Source organism: Peribacillus suis (assembly GCF_059384845.1).
Genome location: NZ_CM182019.1, coordinates 3,487,637 through 3,503,102 on the forward strand (window position 1 = coordinate 3,487,637; position 15,466 = coordinate 3,503,102).

Here is a 15,466-nt window from a genome sequence, read left to right on the forward strand (position 1 = left end):
GTGCACAATTATTTGGCACCCGTGATTATAAGGAGGATATTAAATTGATTCCATACACAACTGAACAACTAACTGACTTTTCAAAAAAGGAAAACCAACAAGCTTACACTGAGGCCATTCAAAAGGTTCAAAGTGAACTTGGAAAAGATTATCCATTAGTTATTGGTGGGGAACGCATTACTACTCATGATAAAATCACTTCTTACAATCCGGCTAAAAAAACCGAAGTCGTGGGCACTGTATCTAAGGCAAACAAAGAACTGGCTGAAAAAGCGATGCAAGTTGCCGATCAAACATTCAAAACTTGGAGCAAAGTAAAACCTGAAGTTCGGGCTGACATTCTATTTAAAGCAGCTGCGATTACAAGACGCCGTCGTCATGAAATGTCTGCGATCATGACAATCGAAGCAGGTAAACCATGGGTGGAAGCAGATGCTGACACAGCGGAAGCCATTGACTTCATGGAATATTATGCACGTCAAATGCTCGAATTGAAAGACGGAAAACCAGTAAAAAGCCTTCCAGGCGAATATAATAAATTTGGCTATATCCCACTAGGTGTCGGCGTCATCATTTCACCATGGAACTTCCCATTTGCGATCATGGCCGGGACAGCCGTGGCAGCAGTGGTGACAGGGAACACCATCTTACTGAAACCGGCATCCACAACACCAATCATTGCGTATAAATTCATCGAAATCCTTGAAGAGGCCGGCCTTCCAGCTGGTGTCGTGAACTACATCCCAGGACCTGGTGGTGAGGTTGGCGATTACTTAGTCGATCACCCACGTACTCGCTTCATTAGCTTCACCGGTTCACGCGATGTCGGTTTGCGCATTAACCAACGCGCGGCAGCCGTAAACGAAGGACAAATATGGATCAAGCGCGTCATTGCCGAAATGGGCGGGAAAGATACCATCGTCGTCGACAAAGAGGCAGACCTTGAATTGGCTGCACAGTCCATCGTTAAATCCGCGTTCGGCTTCAGTGGCCAAAAGTGTTCTGCATGCTCACGGGCCATCATCGTCGAAGATGTTTACGATACTGTGTTGGACCGGGTGGTTGAATTGACAAAAGAATTAACCGTCGGAGATCCGACCGACCATAACAACTTCATGGCTACTGTCATTGATGATAAAGCCTTTAAAAAAGTGACAAGCTACTTTGACGTCGCAAAAGAAGAAGGACGCATCCTAACGGGTGGTGAAGCGGATGATTCAATCGGCTACTTCATTCAACCAACTGTTGTCGCAGATGTAGCACCAAGAGCTCGCTTGATGCAAGAAGAAATCTTCGGCCCAATCGTCGCCATTTCCAAAGCAAAAGACTTTGACGAAGCTCTAGAAATCGCCAATAACACAGAATACGGTTTAACGGGTGCCGTCATTTCAACAAACCGTGACCATATCGAACAGGCACGCGAAGACTTCTTCGTAGGGAACCTATACTTTAATCGTGGCTGTACAGGAGCAATCGTTGGGTACCAACCGTTCGGAGGGTACAATATGTCCGGAACTTGTTCAAAAGCAGGCGGCCCTGACTTCTTGACGTTGCATATGCAATCCAAATCAGTATCTGAAAAATTGTAAGAGACTCTAGTCCATGTCGAGTTTCTTCCTATTATATAGGAAAGATATAATCATGAATCACAAAAAAGGAACAGCCCTATTAATGCGGGCTGTTCCTTTTTTGTGGCTCATATATTCAGATTCATAGAGTACCTATAACTAAGCCACTCTTTTGGATGTGGGTGTCCATTTAAAGTAGTACAACATTCCGACCAAGATGGACACTATACCCACGATTAGAGAAATCCCCTTGAAGAAATGGCCCCCAACCGTCGGGGAACTCCAAATCAAACCGCTCATGAGCAGCAATAAAACGCCTAGCCCAGAAAGAAAGCCGATTTTTTCTGGCTTCCTTTACTTACTCTAAGTCCCGTTAGCGTGACTAAGTATAATAGTGTCATCATCATAAGTACCGGGAACAACGGCCTGAACTTGGCCGCGTACACAAAATAATCCAGATTGGAAATATCCTCCGGGCCTTCAACTTGAGTGTGTAATAGCTCCGAAAAAGGCGTCGAATATTCCCACTCCCATGGATTGTCCAAGATTTCGCTTCCTTCATACCACGCACAAAACGTGAAAATCATAAGGAACAGCATCGCCATTATGACCTGTATTGCACCCTTCATCGTCATGTCCCCTTCCCTCTTACATGGTCGTATACATATAAACCAATAAGAACCAAACCAACGCATATCCGAAATCAAGCAGATAGACTTTCCTTTTTTCCTTTTGTAAATAGCTTTCCATTCCATCTATAATCGAACTTATACCCGCTAATAGGAAAATCAGCTTTAAGTAAAAGAAATCTTTTCCGTTGATGATTGCCATCACTAAAAGGATGATCATCGCTACCGCAATCATCGTATGAAGGATCATATTCGCTTTTGTTCTTTTCGCATTTCCTCTCTTTATAAAAAATATCCCCATTTGAACCCCCGCCTACATGGTTAATAACATTCTTATTTTTTATTAAAAGGTAAATAACTCCTCATCCAGTTTAACATAAACATCCAAATTATATGATATTCCCCATCGTTCACCTGTACATAAATGTACTTCCCGGAATACCATAAGGTAACTTCTTGTAAGGGGCGTTCGGACTATGGGTACAAGCGGAGAAGACCTCCTTATCACGGGAGCTTGGTTATTGGGGATCGGCACGGTTGTTGAAGCCATCGGGCAAACCCAGCAAACATTGACAGGCACGGATTTGGGCAAGGATTTGATTATTAAGGGGAATGGAATCGAGGCGGTCGGCAATTCACTTCAGGCAATCGCTAGGACAAAATTGTTCAACCCCGAGGAGTATCCGCTATCGCAACTATATTATATCTTCGGCGAATGGGTTGAAGCCGCGGGAAATACGGCAAATTCTGTAGGTATCAGTATTGAACTGAGTGGTGAAGAGGAAGAAGGCTTAAAAATCGATACACTCGGTAGTGGCATCCAAGGCCTCGGTGCTGCTTTCGAGGCAGTCGCAGCATACATTGCCGAAGAATCGTCATTCAAGTCTCTCGATATTACAGGAAATAGCCTCGTATCATTAGGCTCATTCCTCGACGCCATCGGCAATATTTTCATTTTACAGGATAGCAGGGAAATCGGTGAAATGATTCTATTGGTCGGTGCCTGGCTCCAAGTTATCGGTGCCGTTATTCTGATTCGTGCCGTCACGATGGAAGTGGAAGCGGATAATGCCCCCGAAAATGGAGGCGATAATCCTTATTCGTATCACCACTATCATTTTGCCCATCCCTAAAGGGATTCAACAGGAGCAACTAATTCCACTTTCAATCTATCGGGATCCTCGAAGAATACAGCATAATGGTCCTTCCCACCAGCGAACGGATGCCTGTCGGGATAAAGAATGCGCATTCCCTGCTGTTTTAATTTATGTGTCATCTCATCCACTTCCTGGCGTGAGCTTGCATGAAAGGCTAGATGATTAAGCCCCACTCTTCCCCTATGAAAGGGAATTTCGAGAAAACGCTTCTCTGCTTGGACAAACACCACATACAGATCATCGATTCTCCAGCTCCTCCCCCCATCCCATTCCTGGAAAGGACGATACCCTAGCTCTTCCAAAAACCAACTCCAAAATGTCACGGTTCTTTCCAAGTCGGATACATTTATTTCGATATGATGAATGAAACCATTTGACATGTGCCCACCTCCTTTGTTTTATATCGAAAACGGGTTCATTTTGATATACTACCAGTAACTGGTTTATTTTAGCATAAAAGAAAAGAATAGATGCTTGCAACAGATTTAAACCAGCCGTGAATAAGGAGGCGAACAACATGAAAGACCAACCTAAACACTTCTTTGATAACCAATGGGACGATAGCCATCGTTCATGGCCATTGCCACGATTACCCTGGACGATGAAACAGACATGGAATGATCTATTGTTTGCCCATTATCCAATAAAATAGAAGCCTTACAAAAGTTAGTACCTGCCGTACTGCCTTTAGATTCCTTTGACGGCATGGGGTGGATAGGCGTCGTTCCGTTTCATATGACTGACATCCGCTTAAGAGGGCTCCCTCCCGTTCCAGGCACGGATCGATTTCCTGAACTCAACGTCCGGACTTATGTCACGGTGGATGGAAAACCAGGGGTGTACTTCTTTAGCCTGGATGCGTCCAATATGCTTGCGGTCAAGACTGCCCAAACTGTATACCACTTGCCATATAAGTTTGCCGATATGAATGTGCAGCGCAGCGGTGATGTCATCGATTATATTAGCAAGAGAAGAAACGGCAATCAAACATTCGAGTGTACATACAAACCAACCTCAGAACCGTATCTTGCCGAAAAAGGTTCTTTCGATGAATGGCTTACAGAGCGTTATTGCCTATATACACTAAACAATAAAGGAGTGCCGCTTCGCTGCGATATCCTGCATAAACCATGGCCGCTCCAGCATGCTGAAGCGGATATCAGACAGAACACGATGCTGGCCAATCAAGGCATTCAAGTTGAAAGCGACAAGCCCATCTTGCATTTTGCAAAAACATTGGAAGTCCGGATGTGGCCATTAGTCCGTGCGACCGACTAAATGATTGGATATAGCCATTATATCGGTCAATGTTGAGCATATATCGGTCAAAATTGGAATATATCGGTCAATTGCCCCTATTTATCGGTCAAAATCGGCATTTTATCAGTCTACAAACGGAGGGGTCATGATGAAAAAATGGATAGGGATGTTGGCATGCAGTTTATTCCTTGCCTCTTGTAATGCCCAAGAAATTGACATTGAGTGGGTCGATTTCGTTAAAATAAATGGCAAACAGTATGAAGGGGTCCATTCCGCTATCCTCGCCGATTCCACTTCTATCGGTGAAAAGATAGGAGAAGTGAAGTTCAAAGTCGCGGATCATGTATTCGATGTCAATTACAAGACGAAAGAAGGTGACGCCGCATTCTGGGAAAAGGGTACGGAGGTCTTTTCCGTACAAGGCAAGCCTGAATTTGCTGCTATTCAGTCAAAAGACGAGATCAATGGGTATGCAATCTATCATGAAGTTACGAAGAATCAAACATTTCGGGGCAAATACGAAGACATCGATGAAGAATCGATCAATCGAATAGATATATATAAAGAGGATAAAGATTTTCATCCTGTACTGACCCATTTATTATCGGATAAACATGAGATACAAGCTATGACCCTGATACTTAACGAAGGAAAGACGAACGCCAGCTTTAATCCGAATACCAGCCAAGGAGACCCGACTGGCTATCAACTCGCATTCTATACCGAAGAACCGATCGCCTATACGTTCCCCTTATTTTTCGATGGGGAACAATGGTATTGGATACCATGGGATACCGTTCTTTTATCAGATAATGTTGAGAGACTCATAATCAAAAAATAGATGAACTCCAAACATAAAACTCCCCTTCTTCAAGGGGAGTCTCGGTCAAAAGATTTATTTGATGTAAATATCATGCAATTGAATGATATGATTCTTATCTTTCTTCTGGTCATCAGAATCAATCACCAATTCTCCTTTATAAAGCGTCTTTCCCGTTTTCGCATCGACAATCAGCAATTCATCTGCGGTAATGGCAAAGATGCGTCCATCCTTTATCTCAGTGAAATCAACAGATCCCGGTTTGTAGTCATTGATTACTTTCTGTTTATCGATATCGAAGGTGAGGATGCGCCTCATCTCTTCCTCCCACCCTGTCATGTAGAGAGTCTCCTCATCATAGAAAAAGTCACTTTCCACAGATTCAAAGGTGATATTCTCTTCATTTGGAATCTTGATTTTTTCCAGTTTCTTTGTGTCGTAATGATACGCGTAAAGAGAGCTCTCCCCTTTTTTCTCCTTGAATCCTTCCTCTTCAATGTACCTGCCTTTTACTAACGCCAGGAAGAATACATCATTTGCCTTCCCTCCATCGACTTTTGACGGCATGGCGAAATGTCCTTCATTGGATGAATCAAACGTTTCGGATAAGATCGTTTCATCGCTCACGATTTTTTGACCAGCTAAATCAATGGTGTAGTGGTGTATCTCAACCGTATCTTTTTCATCCTTCGTAATCACATCATTTTGAGTGATGACTTGTAATTTGGATTGAGCGAATTGAATATCCCTTACTGTGATATCATCATATTTTTCTTGTTCTGGCACATCTATTTCATACGACTTTTCATCTTTGTTTTTCTTTTCTAAACTATCAATATTGAAGTACGAGCTAAATTTTCTATTCTCATAATCCACATTCATGGTTACGAACGTCAGGTTATCTCGATCTTCATAATACGTTTCGATATACTCTTTATCCCTCATGAAGGAACGATACTCATTCACCAACCGTTTATAGTTAGGGTCATAGAAATCAAAAAGATTTTCAAAATAAGACTGTTCTTTTGCATATTTCAATTGATTGGATTCAACACGAAAATGTTCACTTAGGCTACCCTCTTCATAATATCCTTCCAAGGCAACCGATTGTAATTCCTTTTCATTACCTTCTATCGTTTTAAATGTAAGTTTGGGAAGGTTTGAAGCGTAAGAAGTTACTTGAGCATAATACGTTCCGATGCTAAATAGACTAACGACGACGATGAGGATGCTGCTGATATATCTTTTCACCCTGTTCACTCTCCTTATATTAGTAGTTGGGACATTATACGGTTACACGTTTCTTTAACAACCAAGAGCCAAGCCAGATGGAGACGGCTGTAATGATAATCCCCAAAGCGATTAAACTACCGAAGATTTCTGACGGATAAAGAGAGATTCCGTTAGAACCATTCAGCCAAATAGGCGATAGGAACAATGAGCCCGCAAGTACGGAATAGATAATGCCTAGCACAATCCCCTTGATCCGGTAACTTCTTTCCAACATGATGGCTGTAAATAAGACAAACAGGATCATCAGCCCGATTCCATAGGAAATGATAAATTGAGTGAACGAGTTAGGAATGATGAGCGCTAACACTGGTTTGGATTCAAGGATGGTCATCACACTCATTTTTGCGGTTAGGAACACTTCCGGCATCATGGAATTGAACAGAGCATTCTCCATCGGCAGGATGATCAATTGTAAGGCAATCAGTCCTAATACCATTAAGAAAATCGCTGTAGCTTTGGATAAATAGAGAGATAATCTCGTAGTCGGCAGCATCAACAGGCGATAAATAAAAGTATTTTTCCCGAACCAATCACGGTACCAAATTAGAAAGATGTAGAATATAAGGGCTACGGCACACAACGCAATCGGTCCTATAAACCAGAGCGACCCTGAAATCAAGTTAAAGTTCACTCCGCCAAAAGTTTCTATATAAGTGGCTTCGGTCAATTTATCTTCTAACATGGTTTGGTTCGCATCATTTAAGAATCCTTGTACTTTAATGATCACGCCTACAAATTGCGAAAGAATCGTGATCAACAACAATGAAAAATAGATTTTACTAAAGCGGTTGATTTCGAAATTGACTAGCTTCATATAACGCATCATCCTTGATACACCTCTCTCATTACATCGACTACTGATTTCCCTTCCTCTTCACGCATATCTTCCGTATTGAACTCTTTCACTACATTTCCGTTTCCAAGTAAGATGACCTTATCGATTAAATGTTCAATATCACCGATTTCATGGGTCGTGATGATGACTCCCCTGTCCTCGATCAAGTGACTGGCAAAGACGTCGGCAATTTGTTCCCGGCTAAACATATCGATGCCGGAAAATGGTTCATCCATTAGCACGTAATCCACATCAAGCGACAGACCCAGCATCAGGTTGACTTTCGCCGTGTTCCCTTTTGATAAATCGGATATCCTTGTATTTTCCTCCAGTTTGAAAAAATCCAGCAACTCATTGGCTCTTGACTGGTTCCATGTTGTATAGAAATCGTTCATGAAGGCCATTGCCTGCTTGATCGTCATTTGCGGAAGCATAATCGGAGCGTCCGGAATGAAGGTGATCTTTTCATATCGGTCTGTATCCAGTTTTTCATTATCGATCAGAATTTCCCCACGATACGGCGTCAATCCCATAATTGCCTTCAACGTCGTGGTTTTCCCTACACCGTTTATCCCGATCAGGCAGGTGATCTCCCCTTTATTCGCGGTAAAAGACATCCCATCCAAGATTTTCTTTCGGCCGTACTTCTTAGAGATTTGCTTCACTTCGATCATTTCTCTTCCCCCTCTTTTGCATATTTATCTTTCACGATCTGAAGTAGCTCATCAACCGGTACATGAATGGGACGAATGGCCTCTACAAAAGAATCGACCGCGGCAAGAATAAGCTCTTGTCGGACAGCGTGTAGCATCTCTTCATCCGTAGTGATTCGACTTGGGAAATTTCTTTCAGTATGAATCAAACCTTGTTCCTCCATTTCTTTATACGCCTTTTGGGCCGTATTCGGATTAATATTCAATGTTGCCGCCAATTCCCGGCGTGAAGGGATTTCCTGTCCCGCAACTAACTCTCCAATGGCCATCTGTTCTTTGAAATGCCTCACCACTTGCAAATAAACCGGCTCACGGGCATTAAACGAAACGTTCATTAAACCACCCCTATATTTAATAAAAGATCTGATATTTACACTTGGTTCCAAGTGTATGTATTAAGTGGTTCATACACCTTATGTATGTACTATACCCGTAATACACTTCTGCTGTCAATATCGTTTTAAAAAATATTTCCATTTTATTATGAAGACGATTCCTCCAAAAATACTCTATAGATAAATGGAAGGCGATTGACAAATCACTACTATGTGATACTATATACTAGTAGTAAGTAATACTAAATAGCGTAAAAAATCCAACAACAAACATATGGGGTGAATTCTTTTGGAGAATCTGACAGAAATGCTGAAAGGGGTGCTTGAAGGTTGTGTGCTTGAAATCATCAGCCAGGGCGAAACATATGGCTATGACATTACACAGAAACTACACAAACTTGGCTTCGTTGATGTAGTGGAGGGCACGGTTTATACGATTACGATGAGGCTTGAGAAGAACAATCTGGTAGACATCGAGAAAAAGCCATCCACGATGGGACCACCAAGGAAATTTTACACCCTCAATGCAGCGGGTCAAGAAAAGCTTCAAGTTTTCTGGACAAAATGGGCATTCATTTCAAGTAAACTGAATGAACTTAAAAACTTACCGATTGAAAGGGGAGACGCAAAATGAGTTTTTTTGAAAAAATAATGGGAAGTTTTGATGAAAAGAGAGAATGGAAAGCGATGGAGGCGCGTGCGAAGGCTCTTCCAAGTGAATACCATAACGCTTATAAAGCGATCCAAAAGTATATGTGGACTGCTGGCGACAGCCCCACCGATTGGGAGGGTACCAATCGTATTTTTTCCGGTATTCTCGACCTTTTCGAGGAAGGTGCAGCGGAAAGCAAAAAAGTCACCGACCTGACAGGTGAGGACGTGGCTGCCTTCTGTGACGAACTAGTGAAGGATGAGCAAACTTGGAAGGATAAGTATCGTAAGAAATTGAACGATACCATCGGACGTATTGATTGAATCTATTTGAAGGATAAGAAGCAAACAATTTTAAAGAGCCTCGCTACGTAAACTGTAGAAGGCTCTTATTATTTTCGAAAAGTGTCAGCAAACCCAATGGGCCTGCTGACTTTCCGTTCAGCTTGGATCATTTTCATCCAATGAAAGTGTGACGACTTTTGTATAGTCTCCTTTTGCCACCTCTTCCGGAGTGGCGCTTTCATCCAGCTCCTCCTGCGTCGTGATTCCATCGGCTACGATCGGCTCTTCTTCATGATTTTCGCGCTTTTTCATGGGCTACACCCCTTTCATTGATAGAATATCCAGGAGTGGCTTTTTCATTCTTGAATCAGTTTGCATAAAAAAATGCCCGCTCCATTTTACTGAGACGGGCATCTTTCTTTAAGTACGCTTAATGGAATTTCCCAGTTAATCTAAAACTAATTTCTGCAACAACCGTTGAAAGGACAAACGTTCCTGTATAAACAACTAGAGAAATGACAACGATTCGCCACCCTAATTGTTTGAATTCCTTTAAATCTTTACCGAAGGATAGACCCGCATATGCCAAAATGGGAGTGGCCAGCGCCATGAAATTCACATGTTCCGTTACCTTGATGATTTCTGCATTTCCGGGAAAAATGGGCGTTGTAATCAGCAGCGCTAACATCGAAACCCAAATGACGATGGGTAGTTTTATAGGGATGACTTTAGCCAAAAAGAACCCTACGATCGTAACGGCAACAATGATCAACATGCCTGGTAGTGCATCTATAGGTGAAACATCGTATCCAATCCAATTTCCCATAAGGGCTATTATTCCAATGATTATAAAAGTCAATATCTTATCTTTCATATAACCTCTCCCCTTTAAGTCCTGCACTGCCTTATTTTTCAATCACTTTTGACTTACGCCCCAAAACGGGTTCTAATTTTTTGTATAAAAAGTTTGTAAAAGGAAGGGAGAAGAATACACATATGTATGTCCCTAAGATTGTTGTAATTAAGTTAGCCGCACCGGCAAATACAGCAATATCCTTTGCGGATTCCGGGAATATTACCGCTAGCGCTCCAGACATGGCAGCCATCATGCTACCTGATCCCACTCCTGCACCCATGGCAAGGGAAATCGGATGGAACCAACCAGTTTGAGCCAAAAAGCTCGCTAACACGGAAAGGTATAATGCTCCAAACAAAGTCCCGCACACATATACGCCCAGTGCTCCCCTGCCTTCAGGTGAATCCGATCCATATTTTTCAGCGATGATGGCTAAGTTTGGTTCTCTATCAATCGAAAAAGTGGCACCGACTGCTTCTCTTTTCATGCCAAGTAACAATGCAATCGGTAAACCTAATAGGATCGTCCCTGCGAAATGCCCCAATTCCTGCAAGCCTAAAGCAAGGCCGGCATCAAATATCTGTGGCAAGGATGGTCCCATTAACATGCCTAATTTGGCTACAAAAAGCATGAATGAAATCCCTAAAATATTGGCCGCCACATTCATTTCCTTCGGTTTTAAGACTTTCAAAGAAGGTAAACTAATGACCGCACCGATGATCAATGCATACAACATGGGAAATAAGGCAATGGCCCCAATACCGATATTAAAGGTTTTTACACCGATGAATTCTGTTATACACACTAATATCAAAACAAAAAAATGAATTTTCCAACTACGCAGAGAATTTTCTTGCACATTCATCACTCCTTTTTTGTCTACGATTGGTACGGACTTCAAAAAGGAAAGCCCGTACGATCCATGTTTGCGATGTTATTTATTGAATTTTCTCAGTCGTATGTAAAGCTATGCCCACGATAAGTGAAATCCCCTGAATCATGGCTTTCTCATCTGGCAGAAACACGTCGCTATGTAACTTCATAGGGTCATCCGGGTTTTCCGCTACACCTAAGAAGACAAACGTACCCGGAACTTTTTCTAAATAGAAAGCGAAGTCTTCACTTGCCATACTTGGTTTACTCAACCATTGAACGGACTCTTCCCCAAATAAGTCCACGGCAATCGCAGCAGCATGTTCATTAAATGTTGAATCATTTATGGTAACAGGGTAGCCCACTGAAAAGTTAAAATTGATTTCCACTTCTAGTTTAAGAGCCGAAGCCACACCTTCAACGATCCGCTGAATACTGTCAGCCACTTTCTTACGGGTATCGGCATTAAGAGTACGCACCGTTCCTCTAAAACTAGCTTTTTCAGGGATGATATTATAGCCATCTCCTGCTTCTATCGTTCCGATTGTCAGAACGACGGAGTCAACCGGATCCGTTTCCCTGCTAACTATCGTTTGGAGGGCCGTTACGATATGAGCAGCCCCGACGATTGCATCCACCCCTTGATGAGGTGCTGCCCCATGGCCCTGTTTGCCTTTTAGCACAACATCAAAGGAATCCATGCTTGCCATGATGGCTCCATTTCTAAACCCATATGTTCCAGTAGCTAACTCAGGCCAAACATGAAAAGCAAAGGCATGGTCAACTGCAGGATTACTAAGAACTCCTTCATCGACCATTACACCTCCCCCGCCCTTCATCTCTTCAGCGGGTTGGAAAATGAATTTTATCGTACCGGATATATGTTGCTTATTTTGGGATAAAACATGGGCGGCAGCCAGTAACATCGCGGTATGCATATCATGTCCGCACGCATGCATCACACCGGGATTTTGAGATTGATAGGGCACACCCGTTTTCTCCTGAATCGGTAACGCATCAATGTCGGCCCGTAACGCAAGTACTGGCCCCTCTTTATCGCCATGAAGAAGACCCACAACTCCCGTTTTCGCTACTCCTGTAGTCACTTCGATTCCAAGCCCTTTCAAATAATCCGCAATCATTTCAGCGGTTTTTGTCTCTTCAAATCCAAGTTCAGGATTTTCATGGATCATTCTTCTTATTCTCACAGCTTCTTCATAGATCCCTGATGCCTTCTCCACGATTTCAGTTGCCGTCAAAGAACTTGTAACGCTTTTTATACTCACAATCCTCATCCCCCATACTACTTTGTACATACTATTAAAATAATAATTGCCACAATTATATTTAAATTACATATTTAACCTCAATATCCATCAGTACTTTTATACTACCATTTCAAATATCACCTGTACATATCAGAAAATACCAATAATTCTGCATATTCATAGAATTATGGTCTTCTAAATAGAGTTAATTTAGGCAATGAAAGAGCTGATTTTATTGAGTTCACAAGGTTAATAGGATCGGGCATCAGCTTATATCTTCTATATACCTTTATTTTAATTTTCAGAAAAATTTCTTTCTTACAATATTATTTTTTCTAAAAAGCGAAAAAGAAATGTTATATCTATATAAAAAAATAAGCCTTCGCCCTTACTTTCTTGGGATCGACGACTTATCATATACTCAAGCTACGGCTCTTTGGATGGAAAAAGGCCTCACATTCTTCCTCGCTTATCTTTTTATCGGGCGTTCCAACGTCAATATTTCATCTTCCATGGAAGAAAACTGTTGTTCCACGACATGTTTAACGTCTTGGACGGCTGCGTTATAGAAATGGGGGGCAAGTGTCTCCTTGACGAAATCCAATACTCTCTCCGCTGCAAATTCCGTGATTTCCTCCTCTCTTTCTTGTGAGAAGAAATACTGAATATCGGAAATCATTAATTGCTGTTGGTCTTTTGTAAGTTTTATAAACAAAATCGAACACCCCTTCATGGATAGTACATGTAATTATAAATGGTGATGGTCCCCATTTATAGCCTGTTTTTTCATAGAAGAATATGTACAGCAAAAAAGTAAAAAAAAAACGACCAACAAAGCGAAAGGCTTCGTTGGTCATTTCCGGTTTATTATGCTTGTACAGCCATTTCTACCAAGCGCTGTGCAGAAGCTTTTACTTCTTCCAACCCTGCAGTAATGATTTCTTGTGCTTTATCAGGCATTGCATTGTGACCTTCGATGATGACTTCATCAATGATTTTCATGCCGAATACGCCACCGAATACATTGCGCATGTAGTTCACTGCCATTTCCATTGGAGCCGCTTCCGGAGTTGAGTAAATTCCGCCGCGAGCGTTTAGGAAGATCGCTTTTTTGTCCGTCATTAATTGAACCATGTTCCCATTTGCATCATATTTGAATGCGAATCCTGCCGCATACACATAATCGATGAATGTTTGCAATTTAGCCGGGATTGTTAAGTTCCATAATGGGAATGCGAATACCACTACGTCAGCTGCAGTGATTGCATCCATTGCTTTTTGTTTAGCAGCCAAAAGACGTGATTCAATATCCGTTAACTCTCCACCTGTTTGCACTTTGCCGAATGCGTTGAAAATTTCTTGACCAAAGTATGGTGTATCTTCTTCAAACACATCGTAAGTCGTTACGTTTACATCTTTACCTTCTAATGAAGCCATGAACGTTTCGTACATTTTGCTTGAGATACCTTCTGTTGCCGGACGGTTGTTTGCTTTCACTACTAATACATTCATTATATAAAATCTCCTCGTATTAAAATATTTTGATTTAAATTATCTTTAATTCAAGATATTTATATCTTACAAGAAAGCATGCATATTTGTCAACACACTTGTTTGGAAATTGTTTGAACTTTTATCCAGATTATTGATAATTAGATCATTATCCTCATTCTCTTTCTTTTAAGTGTTCCGCAAATCTTAATAAATAACCGTCAGGATCCATGATTAAAAACTCTTTTTGCCCGAGTAAAAGATCATCTGCCCGATACCAATTCTCCTGAATCTCCATCTTAATGGGATACTGATGTTCCATTATACGCCGGTATAACTCATCGATATCCCTGACTTGTATTTGAAAATTAATCCCTCTTCCAAATGGGTAAATCAATTCTCCTGTCTTCCAGTGTTCATTCGTTTCTTCCAACATCATTTGGCAATCTTCTAGGGAAATCATCGCGAATTTATCCTCTGGACGTTGGTAGTCCATCTTGAATGGGAGAATGTTCAAATAAAATGATAGACTATGGTTTAAATCTGACACCGACAACTCAGGTACACATGCTTGTCGTTTTATCACTGTTTCCCACCTCCATTTGGTTCTTATAAAAGATTCCTTATAATTTCATGTGAGAAAACGACCATTGCATTTATCACTTTTCATAAGCCCCACCCTGGCGGTCATAGATACCTAACCCTGTAAAATCACAGCTATCCCCTTTTGATTTTTGTTCTACACGAATCGTTTTGCCGACTGTTTTGAAAGTAGCTTTACAATCTTTACTGTTAAAAGAGGCTTTCGTTGTGGATGTTACTTTTGCTTTTCCATAATAATTATTGAATTTCCAAGGCATATCTGCCCCTGAAAGGTTCCCTGTTGGATCGTAACGATACCCTGTTTGTGACACAAAGTAAATGTAGTGATCTGTTTTTTTATACAAATATAAATCAGTTATTACGCCACTTCCTGAATAATAAGAGTTGTAATAACTACCTATCCAGCGTTCATTTGGTTTTACTTCCTCTGCATAGTCCATTGAGACATAGGCTTTTTTCCCTTTGTATATGACTTCGTAGAAGCCCTTATTGTAGTTAACAGTTCGCATATTCGCGGTTTGATTTTTCTTTAGCTTGCCTACTATTTTGGAGGATGTGGATGGTTTTTCCCTAACATTCAATACGCTTGTTGTTGATTTAACTTTGAGCGTATACGTCTTTCCCTTTGCTTGAACATCATCACTATGCGATACTCCAAAAACCATCACAAAACATAACACAATTCCAACTATGCATTTATTCATAATTAATCCTCCTAATCCATTAATATCCAATTTAGTATATCAATATAATCTGAAACTTTCACCTGTTTATTTAAATGAAAAGGATTAACTCTATATAATCTTTAAAGTTTGAGGTAAGAGTAAAG

The 15,466-nt window shown here is 41.3% G+C and carries 20 protein-coding genes and 1 pseudogene; 6 read left to right on the forward strand and 15 right to left on the reverse strand.

The window, feature by feature from the left end; all coding sequences use genetic code 11:
* Positions 1–44 precede the first annotated feature (44 nt).
* On the forward strand, positions 45–1,589 hold the full coding sequence (pruA, locus tag AC503W_RS16995; RefSeq protein WP_494915155.1) for an L-glutamate gamma-semialdehyde dehydrogenase: 1,545 nt from the start codon (positions 45–47) through the stop codon (positions 1,587–1,589).
* Positions 1,590–1,885: 296 nt separating this feature from the next.
* Here the strand turns inward: pruA and AC503W_RS17000 are convergent, their stop codons facing one another.
* Positions 1,886–2,197: a YjdJ family protein gene (locus AC503W_RS17000; protein ID WP_494915157.1), complete on the reverse strand. Its 312-nt coding sequence runs from the start codon at positions 2,195–2,197 to the stop codon at positions 1,886–1,888.
* A 19-nt stretch (positions 2,198–2,216) separates the two neighbouring features.
* Positions 2,217–2,498, reverse strand: a complete 282-nt coding sequence (locus AC503W_RS17005; RefSeq protein ID WP_402874078.1) for a hypothetical protein — start codon at positions 2,496–2,498, stop codon at positions 2,217–2,219.
* Between the two features lie 175 nt (positions 2,499–2,673).
* On the opposite strand from AC503W_RS17005, the gene AC503W_RS17010 reads away from it, so the two are divergent.
* Entirely contained in the window at positions 2,674–3,330 is a 657-nt protein-coding gene (locus AC503W_RS17010) for a DUF6944 family repetitive protein (RefSeq protein WP_494915159.1), read from the forward strand.
* Here AC503W_RS17010 and AC503W_RS17015 read toward each other — a convergent pair.
* The gene (locus tag AC503W_RS17015) at positions 3,327–3,734 is read right to left on the reverse strand and encodes a VOC family protein (protein ID WP_494915160.1); all 408 of its coding nucleotides are present in this window, start codon (positions 3,732–3,734) and stop codon (positions 3,327–3,329) included. The two genes, AC503W_RS17010 and AC503W_RS17015, sit on opposite strands and share 4 nt — an antisense overlap.
* Positions 3,735–3,955: 221 nt before the next feature.
* Between AC503W_RS17015 and AC503W_RS17020 the strand changes: the two are divergent.
* A pseudogene (locus tag AC503W_RS17020) lies at positions 3,956–4,632 on the forward strand (YqjF family protein).
* A gap of 127 nt (positions 4,633–4,759) precedes the next feature.
* Positions 4,760–5,455, forward strand: coding sequence for a hypothetical protein (locus AC503W_RS17025; protein ID WP_494915163.1), 696 nt, complete (start codon positions 4,760–4,762; stop codon positions 5,453–5,455).
* A gap of 54 nt (positions 5,456–5,509) precedes the next feature.
* Here AC503W_RS17025 and AC503W_RS17030 read toward each other — a convergent pair whose 3' ends face one another.
* Genes AC503W_RS17030 through AC503W_RS17045 form a run of 4 tightly spaced genes read right to left on the reverse strand, consistent with a single transcriptional unit; the run spans position 5,510 to position 8,610 of the window.
* Entirely contained in the window at positions 5,510–6,685 is a 1,176-nt protein-coding gene (locus AC503W_RS17030; RefSeq protein WP_494915165.1) for a hypothetical protein, read from the reverse strand.
* A 34-nt stretch (positions 6,686–6,719) separates the two neighbouring features.
* Positions 6,720–7,541, reverse strand: a complete 822-nt coding sequence (locus AC503W_RS17035; protein ID WP_494915167.1) for a hypothetical protein — start codon at positions 7,539–7,541, stop codon at positions 6,720–6,722.
* An 8-nt stretch (positions 7,542–7,549) separates the two neighbouring features.
* Positions 7,550–8,236, reverse strand: coding sequence for an ABC transporter ATP-binding protein (locus AC503W_RS17040; protein WP_494915169.1), 687 nt, complete (start codon positions 8,234–8,236; stop codon positions 7,550–7,552).
* Positions 8,233–8,610: a GntR family transcriptional regulator gene (locus tag AC503W_RS17045; protein ID WP_402874058.1), complete on the reverse strand. Its 378-nt coding sequence runs from the start codon at positions 8,608–8,610 to the stop codon at positions 8,233–8,235. Before AC503W_RS17045 ends, AC503W_RS17040 begins: the two co-directional genes overlap by 4 nt.
* A 289-nt stretch (positions 8,611–8,899) precedes the next feature.
* Here AC503W_RS17045 and AC503W_RS17050 point away from each other — a divergent pair, with 289 nt between their 5' ends.
* Together AC503W_RS17050 and AC503W_RS17055 are read left to right on the forward strand one after the other, a co-directional pair.
* Positions 8,900–9,244 carry a PadR family transcriptional regulator gene (locus AC503W_RS17050; protein WP_494915171.1) on the forward strand — a complete coding sequence of 115 codons (345 nt, stop codon included), beginning with the start codon at positions 8,900–8,902 and terminating at the stop codon, positions 9,242–9,244.
* Positions 9,241–9,585 carry a DUF1048 domain-containing protein gene (locus tag AC503W_RS17055; RefSeq protein WP_402957263.1) on the forward strand — a complete coding sequence of 115 codons (345 nt, stop codon included), beginning with the start codon at positions 9,241–9,243 and terminating at the stop codon, positions 9,583–9,585. Before AC503W_RS17050 ends, AC503W_RS17055 begins: the two co-directional genes overlap by 4 nt.
* A gap of 117 nt (positions 9,586–9,702) precedes the next feature.
* On the opposite strand, the gene AC503W_RS17060 is transcribed toward AC503W_RS17055, so the two are convergent.
* The 8 genes from AC503W_RS17060 to AC503W_RS17095 all read right to left on the reverse strand — a co-directional run bounded on the left by AC503W_RS17060 (position 9,703) and on the right by AC503W_RS17095 (position 15,341).
* A complete protein-coding gene (locus AC503W_RS17060) occupies positions 9,703–9,858 on the reverse strand; it encodes a hypothetical protein (RefSeq protein ID WP_402957261.1) in 156 nt (51 codons plus the stop codon).
* A gap of 118 nt (positions 9,859–9,976) precedes the next feature.
* Entirely contained in the window at positions 9,977–10,420 is a 444-nt protein-coding gene (locus AC503W_RS17065) for a hypothetical protein (protein ID WP_402874046.1), read from the reverse strand.
* Between the two features lie 31 nt (positions 10,421–10,451).
* Complete coding sequence (locus AC503W_RS17070) at positions 10,452–11,267, reverse strand: DUF3100 domain-containing protein (RefSeq protein ID WP_402874041.1); 816 nt, start codon at positions 11,265–11,267, stop codon at positions 10,452–10,454.
* A gap of 73 nt (positions 11,268–11,340) precedes the next feature.
* The gene (locus AC503W_RS17075; RefSeq protein ID WP_494915178.1) at positions 11,341–12,561 is read right to left on the reverse strand and encodes a M20 metallopeptidase family protein; all 1,221 of its coding nucleotides are present in this window, start codon (positions 12,559–12,561) and stop codon (positions 11,341–11,343) included.
* 451 nt (positions 12,562–13,012) lie between these two features.
* On the reverse strand, positions 13,013–13,258 hold the full coding sequence (locus tag AC503W_RS17080) for a DUF2164 domain-containing protein (RefSeq protein WP_494915181.1): 246 nt from the start codon (positions 13,256–13,258) through the stop codon (positions 13,013–13,015).
* Positions 13,259–13,410: 152 nt separating this feature from the next.
* Complete coding sequence (locus tag AC503W_RS17085) at positions 13,411–14,055, reverse strand: FMN-dependent NADH-azoreductase (RefSeq protein WP_494915182.1); 645 nt, start codon at positions 14,053–14,055, stop codon at positions 13,411–13,413.
* A gap of 154 nt (positions 14,056–14,209) precedes the next feature.
* Positions 14,210–14,620 (reverse strand): bleomycin resistance protein, encoded by a 411-nt coding sequence (locus AC503W_RS17090; RefSeq protein WP_494915183.1) that lies wholly within the window; start codon positions 14,618–14,620, stop codon positions 14,210–14,212.
* Between the two features lie 73 nt (positions 14,621–14,693).
* The gene (locus AC503W_RS17095; protein WP_427687699.1) at positions 14,694–15,341 is read right to left on the reverse strand and encodes an SH3 domain-containing protein; all 648 of its coding nucleotides are present in this window, start codon (positions 15,339–15,341) and stop codon (positions 14,694–14,696) included.
* Between the last annotated feature and the right edge of the window lie 125 nt (positions 15,342–15,466).

Bases quoted from the DNA above. Each gene is read 5' to 3' on its own strand.
- AC503W_RS17000 (WP_494915157.1), bottom strand. From the start codon at position 2,197: ATGAAGGGTGCAATACAGGTCATAATGGCGATGCTGTTCCTTATGATT.
- AC503W_RS17005 (WP_402874078.1), bottom strand. From the start codon at position 2,498: ATGGGGATATTTTTTATAAAGAGAGGAAATGCGAAAAGAACAAAAGCG.
- AC503W_RS17010 (WP_494915159.1), top strand. From the start codon at position 2,674: ATGGGTACAAGCGGAGAAGACCTCCTTATCACGGGAGCTTGGTTATTG.
- AC503W_RS17015 (WP_494915160.1), bottom strand. From the start codon at position 3,734: ATGTCAAATGGTTTCATTCATCATATCGAAATAAATGTATCCGACTTG.
- AC503W_RS17025 (WP_494915163.1), top strand. From the start codon at position 4,760: ATGATGAAAAAATGGATAGGGATGTTGGCATGCAGTTTATTCCTTGCC.
- AC503W_RS17035 (WP_494915167.1), bottom strand. From the start codon at position 7,541: ATGAAGCTAGTCAATTTCGAAATCAACCGCTTTAGTAAAATCTATTTT.
- AC503W_RS17040 (WP_494915169.1), bottom strand. From the start codon at position 8,236: ATGATCGAAGTGAAGCAAATCTCTAAGAAGTACGGCCGAAAGAAAATC.
- AC503W_RS17045 (WP_402874058.1), bottom strand. From the start codon at position 8,610: ATGAACGTTTCGTTTAATGCCCGTGAGCCGGTTTATTTGCAAGTGGTG.
- AC503W_RS17055 (WP_402957263.1), top strand. From the start codon at position 9,241: ATGAGTTTTTTTGAAAAAATAATGGGAAGTTTTGATGAAAAGAGAGAA.
- AC503W_RS17060 (WP_402957261.1), bottom strand. From the start codon at position 9,858: ATGAAAAAGCGCGAAAATCATGAAGAAGAGCCGATCGTAGCCGATGGA.
- AC503W_RS17065 (WP_402874046.1), bottom strand. From the start codon at position 10,420: ATGAAAGATAAGATATTGACTTTTATAATCATTGGAATAATAGCCCTT.
- AC503W_RS17070 (WP_402874041.1), bottom strand. From the start codon at position 11,267: ATGAATGTGCAAGAAAATTCTCTGCGTAGTTGGAAAATTCATTTTTTT.
- AC503W_RS17085 (WP_494915182.1), bottom strand. From the start codon at position 14,055: ATGAATGTATTAGTAGTGAAAGCAAACAACCGTCCGGCAACAGAAGGT.
- AC503W_RS17095 (WP_427687699.1), bottom strand. From the start codon at position 15,341: ATGAATAAATGCATAGTTGGAATTGTGTTATGTTTTGTGATGGTTTTT.